Genomic DNA, 22021 nt, shown 5'->3' with positions numbered 1-22021 from the left:
CACTATAGCTTTTGAAGCGTGAAAATCCCTAATTCGATTTCCGCTAAACCAGTGATTACTATAGAAGGAATAAAATCAAGTTAATGGGGGAGTTATATTGACTATAAATGTAGGGATTATTGGAACAGGTTACTTCAGCATGTTCCATGCAAAGATTTTATCGGGTTTAGCAGGTGTCAAAATAACAGCTATATATGGGACAAGTATAGAAAAAGCGGAGTCAATGGCATCAAAGTTTACGCATGCGAGAGGGTATAACAATTTGGAAGGTATGCTGGACGCCATTCACTTGGATGCTGTCTATATTTGTGTCCCGCCAATGGCACATGGAGAGATAGAACTGGAATTAATTAAGCGAGGAATTCCGTTTTTTGTGGAGAAACCATTGAGTCAAGACAATGAAACACCTTTAACTATATTTACGGAGATCAAACAAAAGTCTTTGCTTACATCAGTAGGCTATCATTATCGCTATAGTGATTCGATTTCGCATTTAAAAAGTATACTAAATGACCAGAATATCGGTATTGTCCTTGGGCAGTATATGGGGAGTATGCCAAAAGTGCCGTGGTGGCGAAATCAAGCTAGTTCCGGGGGACAATTTATCGAACAGACAACGCATATTGTCGATTTACTTCGCTATATTTGTGGGGAAGTCGAAGAAGTTTATGCGGTATTTGGTAGCCAGATTCTTTCTACGCAAGACGAATCTGTCACAGTTGCTGATGTAGGAACGGTAACCATGAAACTACGTAATGGGATTGTAGCTAATATATCGAATACTTGTATACTCCCAGAAAGCGTTGGGGAATCGGGAATCACCTTATTTACAAATCAAGGAATGGTAGATTGGTCACCCAAACGTTTAGAGATTAAGATGAAAGGGTCTACAGCAGACTATATCGACACGGTTAATCCTTATCAAACAGAAAATGAAGTATTTATCAATGCAGTACGCACAGGTGATCCATCTAGAATTTTGTCAGACTACGGAGATGCTTATAAGACGCATAAAGTAACCACGGCTGCGTTAGAATCGGCAATAAAAGGATCACCTGTGAAATTGAGCAATGCATTTTGAGTTAAAAAATAGATGATTGCTATGTATCGATAAAAAACAACAAAGAAACTCCTCTATAATTAGATAGACAATCGAAGAGGGGGATTTTGATAGATAAAGGAACTATAAGTTTTTCGATATGGAACAGTGTCTATGTCCATCTGTCGGCTTCTTCGAGTTGCCTAAGAATTGATGGCAATGGACAAGATTGCCCTTTCCATCAATTCCTCCAACGCTTTCGCAATAAGGAGCGATTGAACGGCATCCCTCCTTATTGCGAAAGGATGTCGTGAACTAAGGCTACGTTCAAATATAACGGTGCCTTACGACTTGCTTAATTTAAAGTTGACGTTGCAGAATAGCTTCAATTGCTAATCCAACACCATCATGTTCATTTGTTGTTGTGATTTCAGTGCAAGCAGCTTTAATTGCCGCTGGAGCATTACCCATAGCTACAGCGCGTCCTGCACGTACCATCATTGATAAATCATTATAGCTATCACCGATTACCATAACATTTTCCATTGAAATCCCTTTACTCTTGGCGTATGTTTCGACTGCTATTCCTTTTTGCGCATTGATGTCTGTAATCTCGAGATTTCCCGCTCCAGATGAACTGATAGCAAGTCCAGGCAACAACTGAAGTGCTTTTCTAGCTTTATCCAAATTCAGTCTATTAAAGGACGTTCCAAATACTTTGTAAATTTCACTTCCGTGTTGGTTTATCAGCTCTTTGTAAGAATCAACTTGGCGGATATAACCTTGTTCTACTCTATCCATTACTTCTTGTCGAATTTTATCTATAACGGGGATCTGGTTAGCTGCTTCAGCAAGTTGAATGAAAGTATCGATTTGATCTTCAATACTATTAATATAAATGAGCGTATCAATATATAATTGATAATCGATTGTGTGAGTATCTAAAATAGATGTGATTTTTGTGATGTCATTTTCGACTATATGGGTTGCGGAAATCAATTCCCCAAATGCATCTCTAATTTCTGCGCCATTAAGACAAATGTATGAAAGATTCAATCCACTATCCCTAACAGGACCATAGGCTTCTGAGAAACCTCTTCCAGTAGCGATTACAACCTCAATTCCATTTGACTGCGCAGCTAAAATTGCTTGTTTGTTTCTAGTACTGATGCTGTGGTCAGGGCTTAATATTGTTCCATCCATATCAATTGCAATTAGGCGTATCATAATTGTCCCCTTTCTTATACATAGAGACTGATAATACCAATGAATGCGATAAATATCAACTTGCCTGTTCGACGGCAACTTGATATTACCGTTGTGTCGATGAATATCACATGTATCCTAATAGGGATGTTTTATTGGTAGTTTTGAACCTTTCATACATGAAACGAAACTGTCTGTCTATTCAACTAAGGAGAGAAGTGATACTATTAAAGCTTAAGAGCGATTCGTGTAATTTCAATAAAGGTTAGCCTTTCAAGTATAGATTGAGAAGCGAATGTATATACCGCTTTGGGTGGTAGTATAAATCAGTGTGTTAGAAGTAAATAGGGATGTTATTTGTCTATCAACTCTATAATAGGGGGCTTTAATATGCGGCAAGGCACATTCCAGTGGATGAAATCAGTAAACAAGTCCATTATATTAAATAAAATAAGGACGGACGCACCCATCTCTAGAGCGCAAATTGCTAAAGAGACAAAATTAACGCCGCCTACGGTTAGTAGTAATGTGAAAGAGTTGATTGAGCAAGGGCTTGTAAAAGAAAGTAAGCTTGGTGAGTCTCAAGGTGGCCGTAAGCCAACGATGCTCTTAATCAATAACCAAGAATTTTATGTAGTAGGAGTAGACGCGGGACCGGAAATGATAGAGTGTATCCTCACCGATTTGTCGGGGGAAATTTTGAATCGGACTTTAAGTAAGTTGACTACACCACTAACAAACACCCAATTCCTCATTATTTTAAAAGACTGTATTCACAATTGTATAAAAGACATACCCTCAACTAGTAAAAAAATTATTGGTATAGGTATAGCTATGCATGGAGTTGTGGACGTAGAAACTGGTACATCATTGTTTGCTCCTATTTTAAGTCTGACAAATGTTCCGATTAAAGAAGAATTGGAAAAAGAATTTGAACTGGAAGTTAAAGTGGAAAATGATGCACGCGCAATGGCGTTAGGCGAATCTTGGTTTGGAGATCACGGTGAATTAACGAGTATGTTAGTTGTGAATATTGGACGGGGTGTCGGTGCGGGCCTGATCATTGATGGGGAATTATACCATGGGGCACAAGATATTGCAGGTGAAGTGGGACATATGACAATCGATTTGAACGGAGAAATTTGTGAATGTGGTAATCGCGGTTGTTTGCAAACGTTCACAACGGGTCCCGCGATTGCTAGGCGAGCAATGAAGAGCATATCCCAAGAACTTATCACTGCAGAGGAAGTCTATGAATTAGCTATTAGGGGTAATGAAGAGTTTGTGACGTTATTAAAAGAAACTGGAAGAGTTATTGGGATAGGTTTAACAAATTTAATACATATCATTAATCCGCAAAAAATTGTACTTGGTGGTGGGGTAACAAAAGCAAAAGATTTTATTTTACCAGTCATACTAAAAACGATTGAAGAATGTGCATTGACACCACGGGCAAAGCAGACTGAAGTAACCATAACTAAACTGGGGGATGATGCAACACTTATAGGTGCTGTATCTTTGCTTTTAGTTGATGTATTTGACCCAAATTGAATATATAATTAAACTAGAATGGATATCTATGCATAGATTCTGAATCGTACTTTCGCTTTTATAATTACTTGGGAGGTCGTTTATATGACATGGCAAGTTGAAGCAACAAAGTGGCTAAATCAAGAGAATCTAGAAGTTACACTCAAGCAACAACTTCTGGGTGAAAAAAATAACCAAGAATTACTGGAAGATTGTTTTTATAAAAATCTCTCATTCGGCACGGCTGGCTTGCGCGGAGAACTGGGGTTTGGTACGAATCGGATGAATATCTACACTGTTAGGAAAGCGGCACTTGGGCTTGCTTTATATATAAAAAGCTGCGGGGAGGTTGCAGAAAATAGGGGCGTCGTAATTGCTTATGACCCGAGGCATCAATCTGCGGAATTTGGGCTTGAAGTGGCCAAAGTCCTTGGGTTTAATGGCATTCGTTGTTATTTGTTTGATGAACTTCAATCTACTCCATTGTTATCCTTTGCAGTGCGGGAATTGAATACGTTTTCGGGCATTGTCATTACCGCAAGCCATAACCCATCAGAATACAATGGACTGAAGGTATACGGAGAAGATGGTGGACAAGTAACTTTAGAAGCCGCAAATGCGATTACTGCTCATACGGAGAGTATTAATAATCTATTTTCGGTTGAGGTCGCGGAAGAGGCTATTCTCTTAAAAGAGGGATTGCTGACTTATTTGAATCATGAAATGAGCGACCGGTATGTATTGCATTTGAATGGAATACTTTTAGGCGGAGAGCCGGATAAAGATCTCTCGATTGTATATTCGCCACTTCACGGAGCGGGTGGCAAATTAGTTAGTAGAGGACTAGAGGTAGCAGGCTTCTCGGACGTAACCATAGTTAGTGAACAGGCAATTCCAGATCCGAATTTTACAACCGTTAAGTACCCAAATCCGGAGGAATCACAAGCCTTCGAAATGGCACTTATATATGGCCATAACGTGAAAGCGGATCTACTCATAGCTACTGATCCGGATGCAGACCGAATGGGAGTTGCAGTACGGGATTTAGAAGGAGAATATGTTTTTTTAACAGGTAATCAGATTGGCGCATTACTATTAAATGCATTGTTGGAAGATAAGTCGGACCGCGATACAATGCCGAAAAATGGTGTTGTATTAAAAACAATTGTCACATCAGAACTTGGTAGGGCGATTGCAGATAAGTATGGTGTTAAAACCATGGACGTACTTACAGGGTTTAAATTTATAAGTGAAAAAATCTTGGAATTTGAAGAAACTGCAGAGTCAACTTTCTTATTTGGTTATGAAGAGAGCTATGGCTACTTGATTGGTGATTTCGTACGGGATAAAGACGCTGTCCAAGCATCGGTTTTAATTGCTGAAGTGGCCGCTCGTTATAAAGCAAAAGGCCAAACATTATTGGAGGGACTACACGAACTGTATGAAGAGCACGGCTTTTATCAAGAAAGTTTGGAATCGATAACGCTAAGAGGGAAGACTGGAATGGCGAAAATTGATGAAATCGTGAATTATTTCCGGTCGACATCATTTGTAAAAGAGTTTACCAAACCCCTTTCAATCATTGAAGATTATTCATCTGGACATTTTGTTATCGTTGAAACGGGGGATCGGCGGCCACTCAATTTACCTATCGCGAATGCTCTTAAATTTATATTGTCTAATGGTGCATGGTTCGCCATCCGTCCATCTGGAACAGAACCGAAAATTAAGTTCTATTTTGGAGTGAAGGGCGCGACAAAAGTTGAAAGTGACGCGCTTTTATTGAAATTAAAAGAGGCAGTTATGACGGTAGTAGAGGGGGTAACTTCTGACTCGTAATAAGGAGGCAAGTAGAAACTGGGAATGTTGAAAAGGAAACTTTGAATTAGTAGATATAAAGTTGTTAGAACTAATGAGCAAGATTTTTTGCTATTGGGGATAGCAACTTTTTTGAAGTCAATGAATCGATAGATATTCCTTTCGAACAAATTACTAGTAGACTAAAGGATCATAGTAATTGAAAATAAATTGATTGACAATTTAGAATATCGGTTCTATAATTCGTTGTAAGCTCATATATTAGTTTTTAAACAAAATCTAAAACGATTTCGCAAATGGTCATATTGAGCATCTCAATCAAAGCGTATATTTTTTTAGTTTAAAACTAAAACGTTTTCGTGAATTAATGAAAGCGTATTCACTGAAGGGAGGACTTTCATTGTATGATGAATTATTCGCAAGGTAAAGGAGAACTCAAGAATTGGGTTGTTTCCGAAGTTGAGTTTTCTCCTGATACATTAGGGAAAAGTGAATCAATTATGTATCTTGGAAATGGATATATGGGATTGAGATCTACTACTGAAGAGCCATACATAAAAGACAAAAGAAATTTGCTAATAAGTGGAACATTTAATAGAGCTGAGGAAAATGAAGTTACGGAGTTACCAAATTTAGCGGATGTTACAAGGTTTGATATACGGATTGATGGTGAACGTTTTAGCCTTGAATTTGGAGAAACGAAGAATTACCAGCGACAATTAAATCTAAAAACGGCTGAGCTGACAAGGTATTTTGACTGGACTTCACCAAGAGGAAAAGAATTACGATTCCATTTTAGACGGTTTGTTTCATTGGATAACTTACATTTAATTGGGATGAAAATGATGGTTGAAAGTCTTACAGATCCAGTTCGAATTTCCCTTGATTCCGGTATTGATGCACAAATGAGCAATTCTGGATCACAACATTTTCTTGAAGGTGAACGAAGGATTTTTGATAAGCAATTCATTCAGTTAGTCCAAACAACTAATGAATCTAAAATTGATGTTGTAATTAACACAACTCATAAAATTACGGTTAATGATGAGGAAAGAATCAAAGTTCCTGAGATGAATATGGATCGTCGAAAAGTATGGTTGACTTATGATTTCAGTCTTCAGCCTACTGATAAACTGGAAATAGAAAAAATAACAACAGTGTTCACTAGCCGAGATAAGGAATTCGAAAAAGCTGAATACAATATACAACAACTTCGCGACCATTCATTACAAGATTTACAAGACAGCTCCGGAAAAGGATATGATACACTTTTTCAGTCACATTTGGAGACGTGGCAGAACAAGATATGGGAAGCATATAATTTCGAGATTAATAGCGATGATGACTTTGATCAACTTGCATTGCGTTTTTCGCTTTACCATTTAACCATTATGACACCAGCACACGATGACAGAATGGGAATCGCAGCAAAAGCGTTAAGTGGAGAAGGTTATAAAGGACATTCGTTTTGGGATACAGAATTATTCATTCTTCCATTTTTCATCTATTCTAATCCCAAAGTTGCAAAATCGCTATTAACCTATCGTTACCATGGTTTAGTAGGAGCAAGGAAAAAAGCTAGAGAAAATGGTTACCTTGGTGCGATGTATCCGTGGGAAGTAGCCTGGCTGACAGATGGAGAAGTAACGCCAGTTTGGGGAGATATTGATATCGTTACTGGAAATCAGACGAAAATTTGGTCAGGATTTATCGAACAGCACATTACTGCAGATATCGCCTTTGCTGTTTATCAATACTATAATGTTACAGCTGATCAGGGATTCATGGACCACTATGGTTATGAGATTATTTTTGATACAGCAACGTTTTGGGCAAGTCGGCTTGAGTGGAACGAGAAAAAACAAAAATATCATATCGATGATGTAATTGGTCCGGATGAGTACAAAGAACATGTAGATAACAATGCCTTTACGAATTATATGGCGTATTTCAATATGAAACTAGCAATCCGCTATTATGAAAAGTTAACAATGGAAAACCCGATGTGTTTAAAAGAACTAACCAAAAAGTTGAATTTGGATAAAGCATATCAACATTGGCAGGATAAAGCAGGGAAAATCTATTTACCTGAACCGCGTGAAGAAGATCTAGTAATACCGCAAGATGATACGTATTTACTGTTAAAAGAAATTGATCTCGCGAAATATAAAAATCAGGATAAAGTTAGAGGGATCTATCGAGATTATAATTCGGAACAAATAAATAAATTGCAGGTTACGAAACAGGCGGACACATTAATCTTGTTTTACTTGTTAGAACAAACTTTTTTAAATGATGATGAACGCATTTCAGAAGCTGTTAAACGAGCAAATTTTAATTATTATGAACCGAAGACATTACATGATTCATCGCTAAGTTTGGCGACACACGCAATCGTAGCAAATGATATTGGTGACATTGATTTAGCCTATTCTTTATTTAAAAAATCTAGTGAAATCGACTTAGGACCACTGATGAATACATCAGATGATGGTGTTCATGCCGCTTCTATTGGTGGTATTTGGAAATCAGCAATCTTTGGTTTTGCTGGAATCAGGCTTGTCGATGGAAGACTTAGAATAAACCCAAGAATACCAAAACATTGGCATCATATGAAGTTTACGATTCATTGGCAGGCTCAGCAGGTTACTATTTCAATAACAAAATCTACCTTGTCAGTAAAGGTAGAAAACAAGGAGAGCATAATATTTGAGGTTTTTGGTGAAATTCATGAGTGTGATGATTTTATAGAAATACCATTTGGTTTAACAGAGTGAAATATCACTCGATGGAGGACCTGCATCCTCTGCATATAAAGCTAACTAATGCAGGATAACTAGTAAAGGGTGTATTAAATTTTGGTAGTTATAAAATGATTATTCATTTTATTCACTATAAAAATTCAAATGATAAGAGGGGGAAATTAAATGAAGCATCAAAAAAGAAAGATTAGTAGTCTATTGCTAATAGCTTTATTACTTCTTTTAACTGCATGTAGTAGTGGAAAAGAAGATGGTGAAAAATCGGAAGAAAGTACTAAAGAGCCTGAAAAATCAGCAGCTCAAAAAATCACGATTTTCCAAAGTAAGGTTGAAATATCAGATCAGTTGGAAGCACTGACAAAAGAATATACGAAAGAAACAGGCGTCGAAGTGGAAGTCTGGGGGACAACAGGTGATGATTACTTCCAACAACTACAAATTCGTCTGAACAGTAATCAAGGTCCGTCTATTTTTAGTCTTCAAAATGTGACAGAAGCTGAAAAACTAAAATCGTATGCTTACGATATGACTTCTGAAGGATATGTAAAACACATTGCTCCTGGAATGGAATTAGAAATTGATGATAAGATCGTTGGTGTTCCATATGGCGTCGAAGGATTTGGTATGGTTTACAACAAAGATTTAGTTAAACCTGAAGACGTTGCCGACTATGAATCTTTTGTAAGTACATTAGAAAAGTTTAAAGATGAAGATATTAATGGTTTTGGTCTTTCTAAAGAAGCTTATTTCTTAATTGGCCATATTGCAAACTATCCTTTCGCATTGCAAAACGATCATTACGAGTTCATCGATAAATTGACAGATGGTGGAGTTACGATGGCAGGCACGAAAGAATTCCAAGAGTTTGGGAAATTTATGGATGCTATTAAAAAGAATACGGTAAGTCCATTGGATGTAACGTATGACAAAGAAGTAGGTGACTTTGCTGCTGGTAAATCTGCAATGATTCATCAAGGTAACTGGGCGTGGGGGATGCTGTCTGATTTCGATGTGGATTTTGAAGTAGGCATGTTACCGTTCCCATTAATGGGCAATGATAAATTGGCAGTTGGAGTCGGTAACAACTGGACGATTAATGGGGAAAAAGATGAGGCTGAAGTTAAAGCAGCAAATGACTTTTTGAACTGGATGTTTACAACTGAAACGGGTCATCAATACATTGTTGAGGAATTCGGATTTGTTCCTGCTTTGACAAATATCGATGCAGGCAATTTAGATCCACTATCTCAAGATGTATTAAAAGCTTCAAATAGTGGTCAAACAATACCTTGGGCACTAAATTATTTCCCAGCTAATATTATTCCGAATGATTTTGCGCCAGCTGCAGAAGAATTCTTCTTGTCAAAAGATATGACAGGTGATGAATTCATTCAAAAAATGGATGGAGCATGGAAAAACGCTGTGAAATAATATCACTATAACATCATAGTTATCATGAATAGGAAGATAGATTTTTATAATCTATCTTCCTTTATTAACTAGTTGAAAGATAGACAAACTACTAGAAAGTGGTGGTTACATGCCAGGAAAAAATAATAAAGGGTGGTACATATTATTTACTGCTCCGCTATTGCTAATTTTTGTTACGGTAGTGATTATTCCTTTTTTAATAGGAATTTACTACTCCTTTTTCGAATGGGATGGGATTGCAGCAAACCCAAAAGTATTTGTAGGATTTGATAATTTCATCAAGTTATTTGGTGACACACGTTTTCTTGCATCTACATGGAAAACGACATTGTTTACATTTTTAGCAGTTATTTCAGTAAATGTGGTAGGAATAGCTTTTGCTTTACTGGTGACATCCAAACTCAGAATTGCAAATATGGCACGTACAATGGTATTTATGCCCTATTTGATCGGTGGACTAATACTAGGATACATTTGGCAATTTATCTTTTTGGATGTATTTACATTGATAGGTAAAGTGACTGGACTAGACAATGTATTTTTTAATTGGCTAATCGATATTGATTATGCATTATATGCCCTAGTTCTCGTTTTCACATGGCAAATGGCGGGATACATCATGATCATTTATATCGCGGGAATTCAAGGTATTCCCAATGACGTAGTCGAAGCATCTAAAATTGATGGTGCAAATGGGTGGCAAAGACTTAGAAAAATCACTTTTCCTTTATTAATGCCAGCTTTTACAATCAGTTTATTTTTAACTCTTTCATCAGCATTTAAAATTTATGATGTAAACTTGTCCTTAACAGGTGGTGGCCCAGCTAATTCGACGGAAATGTTTGCGATGAATATTTATAATGAAATTTTTGGTTATGGTAATTATGGATTTGGTCAAGCGAAAGCAATTGTATTTTTCTTTGTTGTTGCTGCTATTACACTGACTCAAGTCTATATTACGAAGAAGCGGGAGGTAGAGATGTGATGGAAAAAATACGAGGAATTACAAAAGAAGTATTACTCTTATTTGCAGCACTTTTCTTCTTATCTCCCATTTACATAATCATTGTAAACTCATTTAAAAATCGCCGTGAACTTTATGAAAATGCACTTGCATTGCCTGGGAAATTCAGTTTTCAGTATTATCTAGAAGCTATGGAAAAGATGAATTTTTTGACTGCGCTGGGAAACTCATTATATATTACTATTTTCTCAGTTGTGATTATTGTTGTTTTATCTTCGATGACTGCATGGATGTTAGCTAGAACGGACAATAAGTTGAGCAAAATTATTTTCATGACTTTTATAGCAACGATGCTTATACCTTTCCAAACATTGATGATGCCTTTAATGCAACTCATGAGTACTATTACGAATACGTTACACATTCCAATGTTCAATACTCGTGAAGGTTTAATTTTTATGCATGTTGGATTTAGTTCAAGTATTTCTGTCTTTCTATATCATGGTTTTATTAAGTCTATTCCAATCACTCTGGAAGAAGCAGCTACGATTGATGGAGCTTCAAAGTTTGGGGTCTTTTGGAAAATCATTTTCCCGATGTTGAAACCGATTACTGTTACTGTGATGATCCTAAACGTTATTAATATTTGGAATGATTATCTATTACCGTCCCTAACACTTACTGACAAGGGGCTTCGAACAATACCACTATCAACTTTTTATTTCTTTGGCGAATTTACGATTAAGTGGAATTTAGCAATGGCGGGATTGATGTTGACAATCATTCCAGTTGTAATTTTCTATGTACTTGCACAAAAACATATTATTAAAGGCATTGGGGAAGGGGCAGTGAAATAAATTCGTTCTTGCAGTGGGAAAGAGAATGCAAGTGTTTTCGGGTTTTATGGGAGCATTATCGGGTTCGACTCTATAGATAATGCGATTGCCCGTTATTAATATTAACTAATTAAGGAAGTGATTCTAAAATGACCACAATAAAAGATGTTGCAAAAAAAGCAGGTGTATCCATTGGTGTCGTATCAAAAGCTTTCAATAATTATGTTGATATTAGTGAAAAAACACGACAAAGAATTTTCGCTATCGCAAAAGAATTGAATTATACACCTAATGTTGTAGCCAAAAATTTATCATCAAAAAAGCAAATGACTATTGGATTGATTTCATCTGGCGTTCTTAACAATAATGAAAAAGATAACAACGCATTCGATATATTCAAAGGAGTGTATACCGCTGTTGAAGAAAGTCAAAATGAATTGTCGATTTTTCTAATAGATTCATTGAAGCAGAAACAAAAAAGTTATGCTCAATATTGTCGGGAGCGAAATATTGGTGGTGCGATTTTACAGGGAATACGCACTGATGATCCATATTATAAAGAACTAATCGATACCAATATCCCCTGTGTGATTGTCGACATTATGACAGATATGAACAATGGATTGATTGGCAGTGTCTCTATTGACAACGCCAAAGCTAGTAGAGAGATTGCTGGTTACTTAATAGAACGCAATCATCGAGACATTGTTATCGTGGCGGGGACAAAAGAAACCGATGTAAATGCAGAGAGGATTAAAGGAGTTCAGGAAGCTTTTAAAGAAAATGACTTGGAGATGTGTGATGAAGACGTGCTTTATGCTCAATTTTCCGAGCAGCAAGCGTATATTTTGGCGGAAAAGTATCTGCAAACTAAACAACCAACAGCGTTTCTTTGCTTTAGTGATTTGATGGCATTTGGTGTAATGAGGGCAGTAAAAGAAGCAGGATTAAGAATTCCTGAGGATATTTCTATTACTGGGTTTGATGATTTAGTACTTAGTGGCTATACCCAACCGAAACTTACTACAATTCGACAGGATTTCATTGAAATCGGAAGGCTTTCAGCGCAGTTGCTACAAAGTTTGATGGAAAACAAACTAGATAAGAAGCATATTTATGTCGACTATCAGTTACTCGAACGGGAAAGTGTCAAGGCGTTACGTAAGTAAAGAAGCTGCCAAATCCCGATATAATTACTTAAAAAGAAAGGGGAGTAAGACATGACACACTACCCAAAAGCTTTTATATTCGATCTTGATGGCGTTATCACAGATACAGCAGAGTTCCACTTTTTGGCGTGGCAAAAGCTTGCACAGGAACTTGGTGTATCGATGGATAGACAGTTTAATGAACAACTTAAAGGAATAAGTCGTATGGAATCTTTAGAGCGTATTTTGGAATTGACCCCCTCCTCGCGAAGCTTGTCTTATGAGGAGCGATTAAGACTGGCAAATCAAAAGAATGACCATTATTTGGAGTTTATAGACTTGATAAATCCAGATTATATATTGCCTGGCATTGAAAGTCTATTGAAGAAAATCAAAGCTCAGCATATTAAAATTGCGCTTGGCTCAGCTAGTAAAAATGCACTTAAGGTATTAGAGAAACTTTTATTGACAAATTACTTTGATTACGTTGTAGATGCTACAAAAGTAACGAAAGGAAAACCTAATCCTGAAACGTTTACAACAGCAGCGGACTTCTTGAATATTCCCTACTCTGAATGTATCGGTCTAGAAGATGCAGCCGTAGGTGTAGAGGCAATTAATAAAGCAAATATGTTTTCTGTTGGCGTTGGTGCATTAGAACATTTATCCCATGCAGACTATCTAGTAGGAAATACGTCTGAATTGATTTTTGAAGAAATTGTAAAACGATATAATGAGAAAATATAATTTAATCAAATTTGAATAAAGAAATTTAAATCTTCATACAAATATTAATTGACTAAGGAGTGATATATCAATGACGTGGAAATTAACGAAGTCAGAGTTAGATAATGAAAACTTACTGCTAAATGAAAGTCTTTTGTCCTTAGGCAATGGGTATCTAGGTGTGAGAGGGAATTTCGAGGAGGGCTATAAGGATACATATAAATCGATTCGAGGTACATATATAAATGCTTTTCATGATGAAACAGAAATAAATTATGGAGAGAAGTTGCATGGGTTTCCAGAAACACAGCAAAAGATCCTGAATGTCATTGATGGGCAATTTATACATATTTATTTGGATGACGAACTATTTTCTATGTTTGAAGGAGAAGTAATTAATGTCCAACGAAATCTGCATATGGATGCGGGTTTTGCCGAACGAATTGTACATTGGAGATCACCTAACGGAAAAGAAGTTAAAATCCATTTTAAACGACTCATTTCTTTTGTTAGAAGGGAATTATTTGCAGTAAATATTAATATAGAGCCTTTAAGCCATATTCAGCAGCTGAAAATTGTTTCGACTGTTAATGGCGATGTCTCTAACTTTGTTGATAAAAATGACCCCCGGGTAGCTTCAGGTCATGCTAAAAGACTACATGTAACGGAAGTTCGAAAGGAAGAAGAATTCAGCATAGTAAAAAACAGTACCTATATTACTAAGCTTGAAGTGGCTTGTGTTACTTCTTCTGTGATTGAATCTGGAAAGTATATGTATGAAAGTAAAACCGCAGATAATTACGTAGAAGAGACTTACTCATGCGTTGGTGATGAAACAGTGCAATTTACAAAATACAATGTTTATACAGATACACTCAGACATGGAGAAACAGTTATTGAAAATGCAATTGCTATTCAACGGCAGCTTAAAGGATCTTCTTTTGAAGATCTTTTACTGGAGCAAAGAGAATATCTAGATAATTTCTGGAGTAAATCCGATGTGAAGATTGATGGTGATGCACTGCTTCAAGAAGGCATTCGTTTTAATCTCTTTCAACTTTTACAATCAGTCGGCAAAGATCCGGTAAGTAATATTGCAGCAAAAGGTTTATCTGGTGAAGGTTATGAAGGGCATTATTTCTGGGATACTGAAATCTATATGTTTCCGGTATTCTTAATGACGAGCCCTGAAATTGCGAAAAACTTATTACTTCATAGATACTCTATTTTAGGGAGTGCTAAGGAAAGAGCTATGGAGATGGGACATGAAAAAGGGGCTTTATTCCCTTGGAGAACGATTTCCGGTCCGGAAAGCTCGTCGTTTTTCCCTGCCGGAACTGCGCAGTATCATATAAGTGCAGATATCGCATATAGTTATATTCAATATTATTTAGTAACGAAGGACGAGGCATTTTTAAAAGAGTATATGGCAGAAGTCCTATTTGAAACTGCACGTTTATGGGGTGATGTTGGTCACATGAAAAATGGCTTATTTAGAATTGATAGTGTAACTGGTCCAGACGAATATACATGCGTTGTGAATAATAATTATTATACGAATGTCATGGCAAAACATAATTTACTGTGGGCTGCTAAAGTGTATTATCTGTTAAAAGAAGAGGATGGTAATCATCTAAAACAATTAGCTGAAAGGTTAGAACTGACAGAATTAGAAGTAAGAAAATGGACTGAAGCAGGTGAAAAAATGTATCTGCCATACGATGAAACTTATAAAATCAATGCTCAGGACGATAGTTTTTTGCAAAAAGCGCGTTGGGATTTAGAGAATACTCCGAAAGATAAGTTCCCACTTTTATTGAATTATCATCCGTTAACACTTTATAGATATCAAGTATGCAAACAAGCAGATACTGTCTTGGCTCATTTTCTGCTAGAAGATGAACAAGATTTCGAAACAATTAAAAGATCCTACGATTATTACGAACAAATCACCACTCATGATTCATCATTATCTTCCTGTGTATTTAGCATAATGGCTTCCAAACTAGGCTACGAAAAGAAAGCATATGATTATTTTAATGAAACGGTTCGCCTAGATTTGGATAATACACATGGAAATACAAAAGATGGCCTTCATATGGCCAATATGGGTGGGACTTGGCTAGCAATCGTTTATGGATTTGCTGGTTTACGAGTGAAAGAAGGGGGGCTTTCATTAACACCCTCTCTTCCTAGTGAATGGGATTCACTCGGTTTTTATTTACAATATCTAGGCAGGCTACTAAAAATCCATATGGATAGAACTGAAGTAACTTATTTAGTAATAGAGGGAGAGGCGTTAACTATCTCACACAACGGAAAGTCTATTAATCTTGAAAATGGAAAAGAAGTGAAGGTCCAGTAACATGAAATATGGGGAATATTATATATATATTGATATGCGGAATATTGAATCCCATTGAATTTACTATGACATAGGGGATTTTCCCCCGCCGCTAAGCCAAAGAGCTTTGCCGCAACTCTTAGGTCCTAAGTTACACCTTTTAGGGCACCCTTACTTAGTTTATTTAGGTACCCAGTTATACAATATATAGATTTATAAAAACTTAATAATAATACGTTGTTATATAGTACTGATATTATATCCTAGATTCCAGGCTAATCGAAACCCAGTATTATCAAATGATTCGAGGAAAGGGCTTGTTATCCCAAAACATCGCAAAGCTTAATTTAATCGAAGGACAATGAGAAAATAGTTCATTCGTGCTTCATGTCATTGTGATGTAATAGTTTATATACTTCTGTTTGTGTTTACTCAATCAAAAAAGACATGTGATTCCTATTGGAACACATGTCTTTTTGGGGTGATATATGCTTCCACTCAGTTTAAATACAGGAATCTTTATATCCTTTCTTTATAAATAAAATAATCGAAATCAGCATGTCGATTCTGACCTGATGTATCTTGACACTGCATGCCGACAAATGCACCAGTAAAGAAGCCTCCACCTTTGATATAGTCATCAGAAAGCTTATGTGACGCAAATTTGACAGGTATAACAGTCCAATTCACTCCGTCAAAGGAATAAGAATACTCGTAAAAATTGGTTTTTACATCAACTCTGAGGTGAACATATTCTATAGTATCTGGAATGACGATTTCTTTACCTTGAAGCGGTTGAGCAAATATAAAGTTATCGTAAGTGCTGAGTTCAAGGATTCTACCTTTCTCTTCGTGCCAGGAAATCTGAAGTGCTGTCCAGTTTTCTGTATTATAATAGTTGACTAGTCCTGCAGATTGCTGGAAAGAGTTTGGAGTGAAGTTCACTTTCGTTTCTGCAGTAAAGTTAAAATGTTGCCAACGTCTAGCTATAAAAGCCTGAGTGAACTTTGAAGTCAAGGATTCTTTTCCGTATAGTCGCAGGTGGCCAGGATTGTCTTTTAGTGAAACAATATCTTCGCCTAATGGGATACGCAGTGATTGAAAATGATTATTTAATTCATCAATATCAAAGTCATCTTTCTCATCATAATCATTCTTCCATTTTACTTCTTCGATATCAGGTCCTTCAATTTCAAGGGACGGTCCGTTACCCCCAACCACATATGGCCAATCATTTTTCCACTCCATTCTTTGAATGGCAGTTTCCCGTCCAAGTGGGCAATAGCCTCGATCATCCAACAATGGTTGGTTTTCTCTTGGTAAGGGCCTGCCTGTTAAGTGTACTAAAAACCATTCATCTGTATGTGTATGAACAATTGAAGCATGTCCAGACTTTTGAAGTGGATTTCTAGGATATGGCCATGATGTAATCAATGGATTCTCGGGATGCACTTCATATGGTCCCCAAAGATTTTTTGATCGTGCGATTGTGGCAGCATGATCGTATTTTGTACCACCCTCTGCTGTTAATAAGTAGTAATAATCATTGATTTTATATATATGAGGGGCTTCAACTAATTTGATATCTGTCCCTTTAAAAATTATTTTAGATTCTCCAACTAGTTTTTGTTCCTCGACGTTATATTCTTGAAGAACTATACCATAAAAATTATGATGATCGATACGATGATCCCAGTACATGTTCGCTAGATACTTTCTACCGTCTTCGTCGTGATACAATGATGGATCGAAGCCGGAGCTGTTTAAGTAAGTACGCTCAGACCATTCTCCATCAATAGTTTCACTGGTTACAAGGTAATTGTGGCAATCTTTCCATTGTCCTTCTGTTACCTTCACATCCGTATAGATTAGCCAAAACTTACCGTCACTATGTGAGAGTTGGGGGGCCCATACACCCCCTGAATTAGGATTTCCCATCATATTTAATTGGCTTAATCGATTAAGGGGCCTTGAAACTAATCTCCAATTATTTAAATCCTTGGAATGATATATACCCACTCCAGGGAACCACTCAAAGGTAGAAACGGCAATATAATAATCTTCTTCTACGCGGCAAATGCTTGGATCTGGATTGAATCCAGGTAAAATTGGATTCCGAATGATTGTCATTTTAATTCACCCTTTACATAATTTTTATCTTTCACCAAATCTGAGCACCCTGAAAAATAGTGAATGCATGTAAGTGCTTACAAAATGGAGAAAGGTTAAATACAATTATAAAAATACTAATTAATGACCTATTGTTTATCAATAATCCGACAGTTATTGGCAGGGGAGTAATGGGATTAACAAATAAATGAAATCATTAATTAGCAATTTTCACAATACTATATTAGATAATACACTAGTTAATTGGATTAGCAAATTAGTGATAGTTGATTAACGAATGACTAAAGTAACAAAAGGTTTGCCGTTACTACTACTTTAAATTTGAATTATACTTCTTTGTTGGATACTAACACTTAAAAAGTTTTCTATTGAAAAAGCAGCTACGCCTAATGCGGACGAGAGTGTGGATAACTCCGAAAAATCAATTTGTAAATCACTTCGTTGAAACCATAGAGCTTGGTTAGCTACTCTTGTATTCAAAGATTCCTCTAGCCACTTTTTAGAAGAGGCCATCCGGTTACCAATAATCACTTGTTGTGGATTAAAGATATTAATAATGTTATTTATGCCTACACCTAAATAGTCCCCAGTTTGTTCGAATAGTTTGATAACATCTTTATTGCCATTCTCTGCGAGAGTTAATAAATTATTTAAGTCGCCTTCTTTGTTAGAAGGGAGGGGGATATCTAACAGGCCAGCGTTATTGATTAATGCTTGTTCTGACGCATACAATTCCCAACAACCATCATTTCCACAACGACATTTAGAACCATTAACTTGTATTGTCATATGGCCAAGCTCACCAGAAAAACCATTGGACCCTTTATACAAAGAACCATTAAGAATAAGTCCGACACCTATTCCAATCCCAGCACTTACATAAATGATATTTTCAAACTCTTTTCCAGCACCAAATTTCTTCTCTCCGTAGGCACCTGCATTTGCCTCGTTTTCAATAATGACTGGAAGGTTATATTTTTTTTGTAAAATTGACTTTAAATTAACGTTTGTCCAGTTTAGATTTGGCGCTAGCAAAACTTCCCCACTATTATCAACTATTCCCGGTACACCAACACCGATTCCAACGATTCCGTGAGGGCTAGGTGGCACAGAAGAAATTAGGGAATCGATGGTGTTAAATAATTGTTCTTCAATTTCATTATAAGAAAGGTTCTTAAAAGTCATTACTTTCTCTTGAAAAATATTTCCGTCTAGGTCAGTTAAAACGCCAAGTAAGTAATTCACCCCTAGATCTATTCCTATCGAATAGCCAGCTGAATTATTAAATAATAACATGACAGGTCTTCTCCCGCCGCTAGATTCACCTGGACCAGACTCATAGATTAAGTGATCCTCTAGTAATTCGCTCACTAAGGATGAGACGGTTCCTTTGTTTAAACCAGTTTGATTTGCAACAGCAGCTCTTGAAATAGGGGAGTTATTTTTAATTTTATCTAAAACTAAAGATTTATTGCCTTTTTTGACTACATGATGATTCCAAGTTTGATTAGCATCCATCTTCATTCCATTCAACTCTTTCTCTCTTTTTTTTCATTCTAACAAATAAAAACTTGATTAGATACAACTTCGTATTCAACTGATTTGAGTGTCTACCTAACTTTTGTGGAAAGAATTATAACGTCCTTTTCCTATTTTTGGGGAAAAACACAATTGGAAATCACAAAAATAGAGGTAGAAAAAAACTTTGTTCATCCACTAGACTAACAACTTCCTGTTTGCTATAATGAAAATGCATACAACAATCTGAATATTGTTGTTTCAAAAACTTGAGTTGGGGGAGATAAATAATGAGAAAAAAGAAAGCGTTTACAATTCTGTTATCCACTTTTGTTTTGTCTTTATTATTAGTAGGTTGTTCAGATTCAGGTAAAACATCTAGTGATACTGAAATAAAGTTTATGCATCTATGGCCCGAGGGGAGCTCTAAACAGCACCATGAAATTGTAAGTGAAATTATTGCTGATTTTGAAAAGGAACATGAAGGTGTCAAAATTGATTTAGAAGTGTTAAGCAATGAGCAATACAAAGATAAGTTAAAGGTTCTATCAACATCTAAAGAATTACCAGACGTTGGAATGACTTGGGCAGCAGGATTTTTAGAACCCTATGTAGGTGGTAATATGTTTGCTCCATTAGATGATCTTATTGATAAAGAATTAAGCGATACATTCATTCCAGGAACTGTAGAGGCTTATGCAATAGATGGGGTGACTTACGGTCTTCCACTAGAGTTGAACATTGCGACAATATATTATAATAAAACTATGTTTGCAGAGCATAATCTCGAAGCACCAGAAACATTTGAGGAACTAGAAAATGTAATTAATGTATTTAAGGCAGATGGAATACAACCTATCGCTTTAGGTAACAAAGATCCTTGGACAGGTTCGTTATGGTATATGTATCTAGCAGACCGAATTGGTGGTGCTGAAGTCCTTAATAAAGCGATCGATAGATCCGGTACTTTCGAGGATCCAGCATTAATTGAAGCAGCAGAAAAAGTACAAAACCTTGTCGATATGGGGGCATTTGTCAAAGGATTTAATGGTCTCTCTGATGAAGAAGCGAAAAGTATGTTTATGAATGAACAAGCACCAATGTATTTAATTGCAACATGGGATTTACCAAATTACACAACAAATGAAGATGTACCTCAAGAATTTAGAGATTCTGTAGAATATCTCAAGTTTCCAACTGTGGATGGGAAGGGAGATATGAATAGTTTTATTGGGGGACCTGGGGTTGGATTATTTGTTGCAGAAGATTCTGATGTAAAAGAAGAAGCTAAAGAATTTGCCGCATTTTTTGTTAAACAATGGGGCGAGAAATCTGTCACAAAAGCTGGCGTTATTCCAGCATCAAAAGTGGATGCTGGATCCTTAGACCTGCCGCAAATGTATATCGATATATTGGATGAACTTAATTCAGCAAGCAATATTACTATGTTTGCTGACGTTCAAATGAGTCCAAGTGTAGCACAAGTGCATTTAGATGCGATTCAAGCCCTTTTTGGGAATCAAATGACACCTGAAGAGTTTGCGAAAGCACATGAAGAAGCCCTTTCGAAATAGTAAATAGCATTCTGCATTGCGTAAAGTCAGATTAACAATGAAGAGGACATATCCTTAACATCGGATGGTCCTCTTCTACTTCATAAGATATGGGGTTGAGTGTAATGAATAAAGTAATGTCAAATAAGCTATATATAGCACTTTATATTTTACCAGCACTCCTGTTGATTACTGTACTAATATTTATTCCATTAATCCTTACGGGTTACTATGGATTAATGGACTGGGACGGCATTGGTGCAAAGAAATTTATTGGATTAGAAAATTATATTAATGGGATTAAGGATCTCAAATTTTGGAGTAGTGCTTATCATTCGTTTTTACTAGCAATTTTCTCGACAATGAGCTTAGCGCTATATTTGTTAGTTTCATTAATATTGGCATCCAAAATAAAAGGCGCTGATTTACTGAGGAAAATATACCTGATTCCAATGCTTTTATCTTCAGTTGCAATCGCTCAACTTTGGATCAAAGTATACAATCCGTCGAATGGTATTTTAAATGCTATTCTTATCAAAATAGGGATTGATAATCCGCCCGCGTGGTTGGCCGAGCCATCACTAGTATTATTTGCTATTTTCATACCAATTTTGTGGCAATATGCTGGATTTTATATTTTGATTTACTATGCAGCACTTAAAAATATTCCTGAATCGATGATAGAGGCAGCGAAAATTGATGGTGCATCTGCTTTTCAAATTGCCCTTAGGATTAAGCTACCTCTAATTAAAGAAGTAGTAAGCGTCACAGTCGTATTAGCTATTGTTGGATCACTAAAGTACTTCGATTTGATTTATGTTATGACTGGTGGAGGACCAAATGGAGCGAGTGAGGTTATGGCGTCCTATATGTATAAACTAGCTTTTTCAAGTTATGATTTTGGATATGGAAGTGCCATTGGATTCTTATTGTTGATCATTACCTTAGTAGTAACGTTAGTTGTTCGGAAATTTACTACTTCCAACGAGCCAATAGAATATTAGAAGGAGGTTTAT

At 36.4% G+C, this 22021-nt stretch carries 15 protein-coding genes; 12 read left to right on the top strand and 3 right to left on the bottom strand.

Going from position 1 to position 22021, the window contains the following annotated elements:
• Positions 1-97 precede the first annotated feature (97 nt).
• The gene (locus MKZ26_RS04295) at positions 98-1081 is read left to right on the top strand and encodes a Gfo/Idh/MocA family protein (protein ID WP_340764618.1); all 984 of its coding nucleotides are present in this window, start codon (positions 98-100) and stop codon (positions 1079-1081) included.
• Between the two features lie 318 nt (positions 1082-1399).
• Here the strand turns inward: MKZ26_RS04295 and MKZ26_RS04290 are convergent, their stop codons facing one another.
• Positions 1400-2266, bottom strand: coding sequence for a Cof-type HAD-IIB family hydrolase (locus MKZ26_RS04290; protein ID WP_340764617.1), 867 nt, complete (start codon positions 2264-2266; stop codon positions 1400-1402).
• A gap of 369 nt (positions 2267-2635) precedes the next feature.
• On the opposite strand from MKZ26_RS04290, the gene MKZ26_RS04285 reads away from it, so the two are divergent.
• From MKZ26_RS04285 to MKZ26_RS04245, 9 genes are all read left to right on the top strand, one after another.
• Entirely contained in the window at positions 2636-3796 is a 1161-nt protein-coding gene (locus MKZ26_RS04285) for an ROK family transcriptional regulator (protein WP_340764616.1), read from the top strand.
• A gap of 84 nt (positions 3797-3880) precedes the next feature.
• Positions 3881-5614: a phospho-sugar mutase gene (locus tag MKZ26_RS04280; RefSeq protein WP_340764615.1), complete on the top strand. Its 1734-nt coding sequence runs from the start codon at positions 3881-3883 to the stop codon at positions 5612-5614.
• A gap of 383 nt (positions 5615-5997) precedes the next feature.
• Positions 5998-8370 carry a glycoside hydrolase family 65 protein gene (locus MKZ26_RS04275; RefSeq protein ID WP_340764613.1) on the top strand — a complete coding sequence of 791 codons (2373 nt, stop codon included), beginning with the start codon at positions 5998-6000 and terminating at the stop codon, positions 8368-8370.
• Positions 8371-8520: 150 nt separating this feature from the next.
• Complete coding sequence (locus MKZ26_RS04270) at positions 8521-9786, top strand: sugar ABC transporter substrate-binding protein (RefSeq protein WP_340764612.1); 1266 nt, start codon at positions 8521-8523, stop codon at positions 9784-9786.
• 109 nt (positions 9787-9895) lie between these two features.
• A complete protein-coding gene (locus MKZ26_RS04265) occupies positions 9896-10771 on the top strand; it encodes a carbohydrate ABC transporter permease (protein WP_340764610.1) in 876 nt (291 codons plus the stop codon).
• Positions 10771-11607 carry a carbohydrate ABC transporter permease gene (locus MKZ26_RS04260; RefSeq protein WP_340764608.1) on the top strand — a complete coding sequence of 279 codons (837 nt, stop codon included), beginning with the start codon at positions 10771-10773 and terminating at the stop codon, positions 11605-11607. The genes MKZ26_RS04265 and MKZ26_RS04260 overlap by 1 nt, the downstream gene beginning before the upstream one ends.
• Positions 11608-11735: 128 nt before the next feature.
• A complete protein-coding gene (locus tag MKZ26_RS04255; RefSeq protein ID WP_340764606.1) occupies positions 11736-12755 on the top strand; it encodes a LacI family DNA-binding transcriptional regulator in 1020 nt (339 codons plus the stop codon).
• A gap of 51 nt (positions 12756-12806) precedes the next feature.
• Positions 12807-13481, top strand: a complete 675-nt coding sequence (pgmB, locus tag MKZ26_RS04250) for a beta-phosphoglucomutase (RefSeq protein ID WP_338652509.1) — start codon at positions 12807-12809, stop codon at positions 13479-13481.
• A 70-nt stretch (positions 13482-13551) separates the two neighbouring features.
• A complete protein-coding gene (locus MKZ26_RS04245) occupies positions 13552-15825 on the top strand; it encodes a glycoside hydrolase family 65 protein (RefSeq protein WP_340742024.1) in 2274 nt (757 codons plus the stop codon).
• A 498-nt stretch (positions 15826-16323) separates the two neighbouring features.
• On the opposite strand, the gene MKZ26_RS04240 is transcribed toward MKZ26_RS04245, so the two are convergent.
• Positions 16324-17934 carry a glycoside hydrolase family 43 protein gene (locus MKZ26_RS04240; protein ID WP_340764604.1) on the bottom strand — a complete coding sequence of 537 codons (1611 nt, stop codon included), beginning with the start codon at positions 17932-17934 and terminating at the stop codon, positions 16324-16326.
• Between the two features lie 315 nt (positions 17935-18249).
• The gene (locus MKZ26_RS04235; protein WP_340767605.1) at positions 18250-19452 is read right to left on the bottom strand and encodes an ROK family transcriptional regulator; all 1203 of its coding nucleotides are present in this window, start codon (positions 19450-19452) and stop codon (positions 18250-18252) included.
• A gap of 290 nt (positions 19453-19742) precedes the next feature.
• On the opposite strand from MKZ26_RS04235, the gene MKZ26_RS04230 reads away from it, so the two are divergent.
• Together MKZ26_RS04230 and MKZ26_RS04225 are read left to right on the top strand one after the other, a co-directional pair.
• Positions 19743-21026 carry an extracellular solute-binding protein gene (locus MKZ26_RS04230; protein WP_067208771.1) on the top strand — a complete coding sequence of 428 codons (1284 nt, stop codon included), beginning with the start codon at positions 19743-19745 and terminating at the stop codon, positions 21024-21026.
• A 104-nt stretch (positions 21027-21130) separates the two neighbouring features.
• A complete protein-coding gene (locus tag MKZ26_RS04225; RefSeq protein ID WP_067208774.1) occupies positions 21131-22009 on the top strand; it encodes a carbohydrate ABC transporter permease in 879 nt (292 codons plus the stop codon).
• The last annotated feature ends 12 nt before the right edge of the window (positions 22010-22021 follow it).

The sequence above is a fragment of the Sporosarcina sp. FSL K6-6792 genome (assembly GCF_038004885.1).
Taxonomy (GTDB): Bacteria; Bacillota; Bacilli; order Bacillales_A; family Planococcaceae; genus Sporosarcina; species Sporosarcina psychrophila.
The sequence above is the reverse complement of the archived record's forward strand: the minus strand, read 5'-3'. Positions and strand labels throughout refer to the sequence as shown.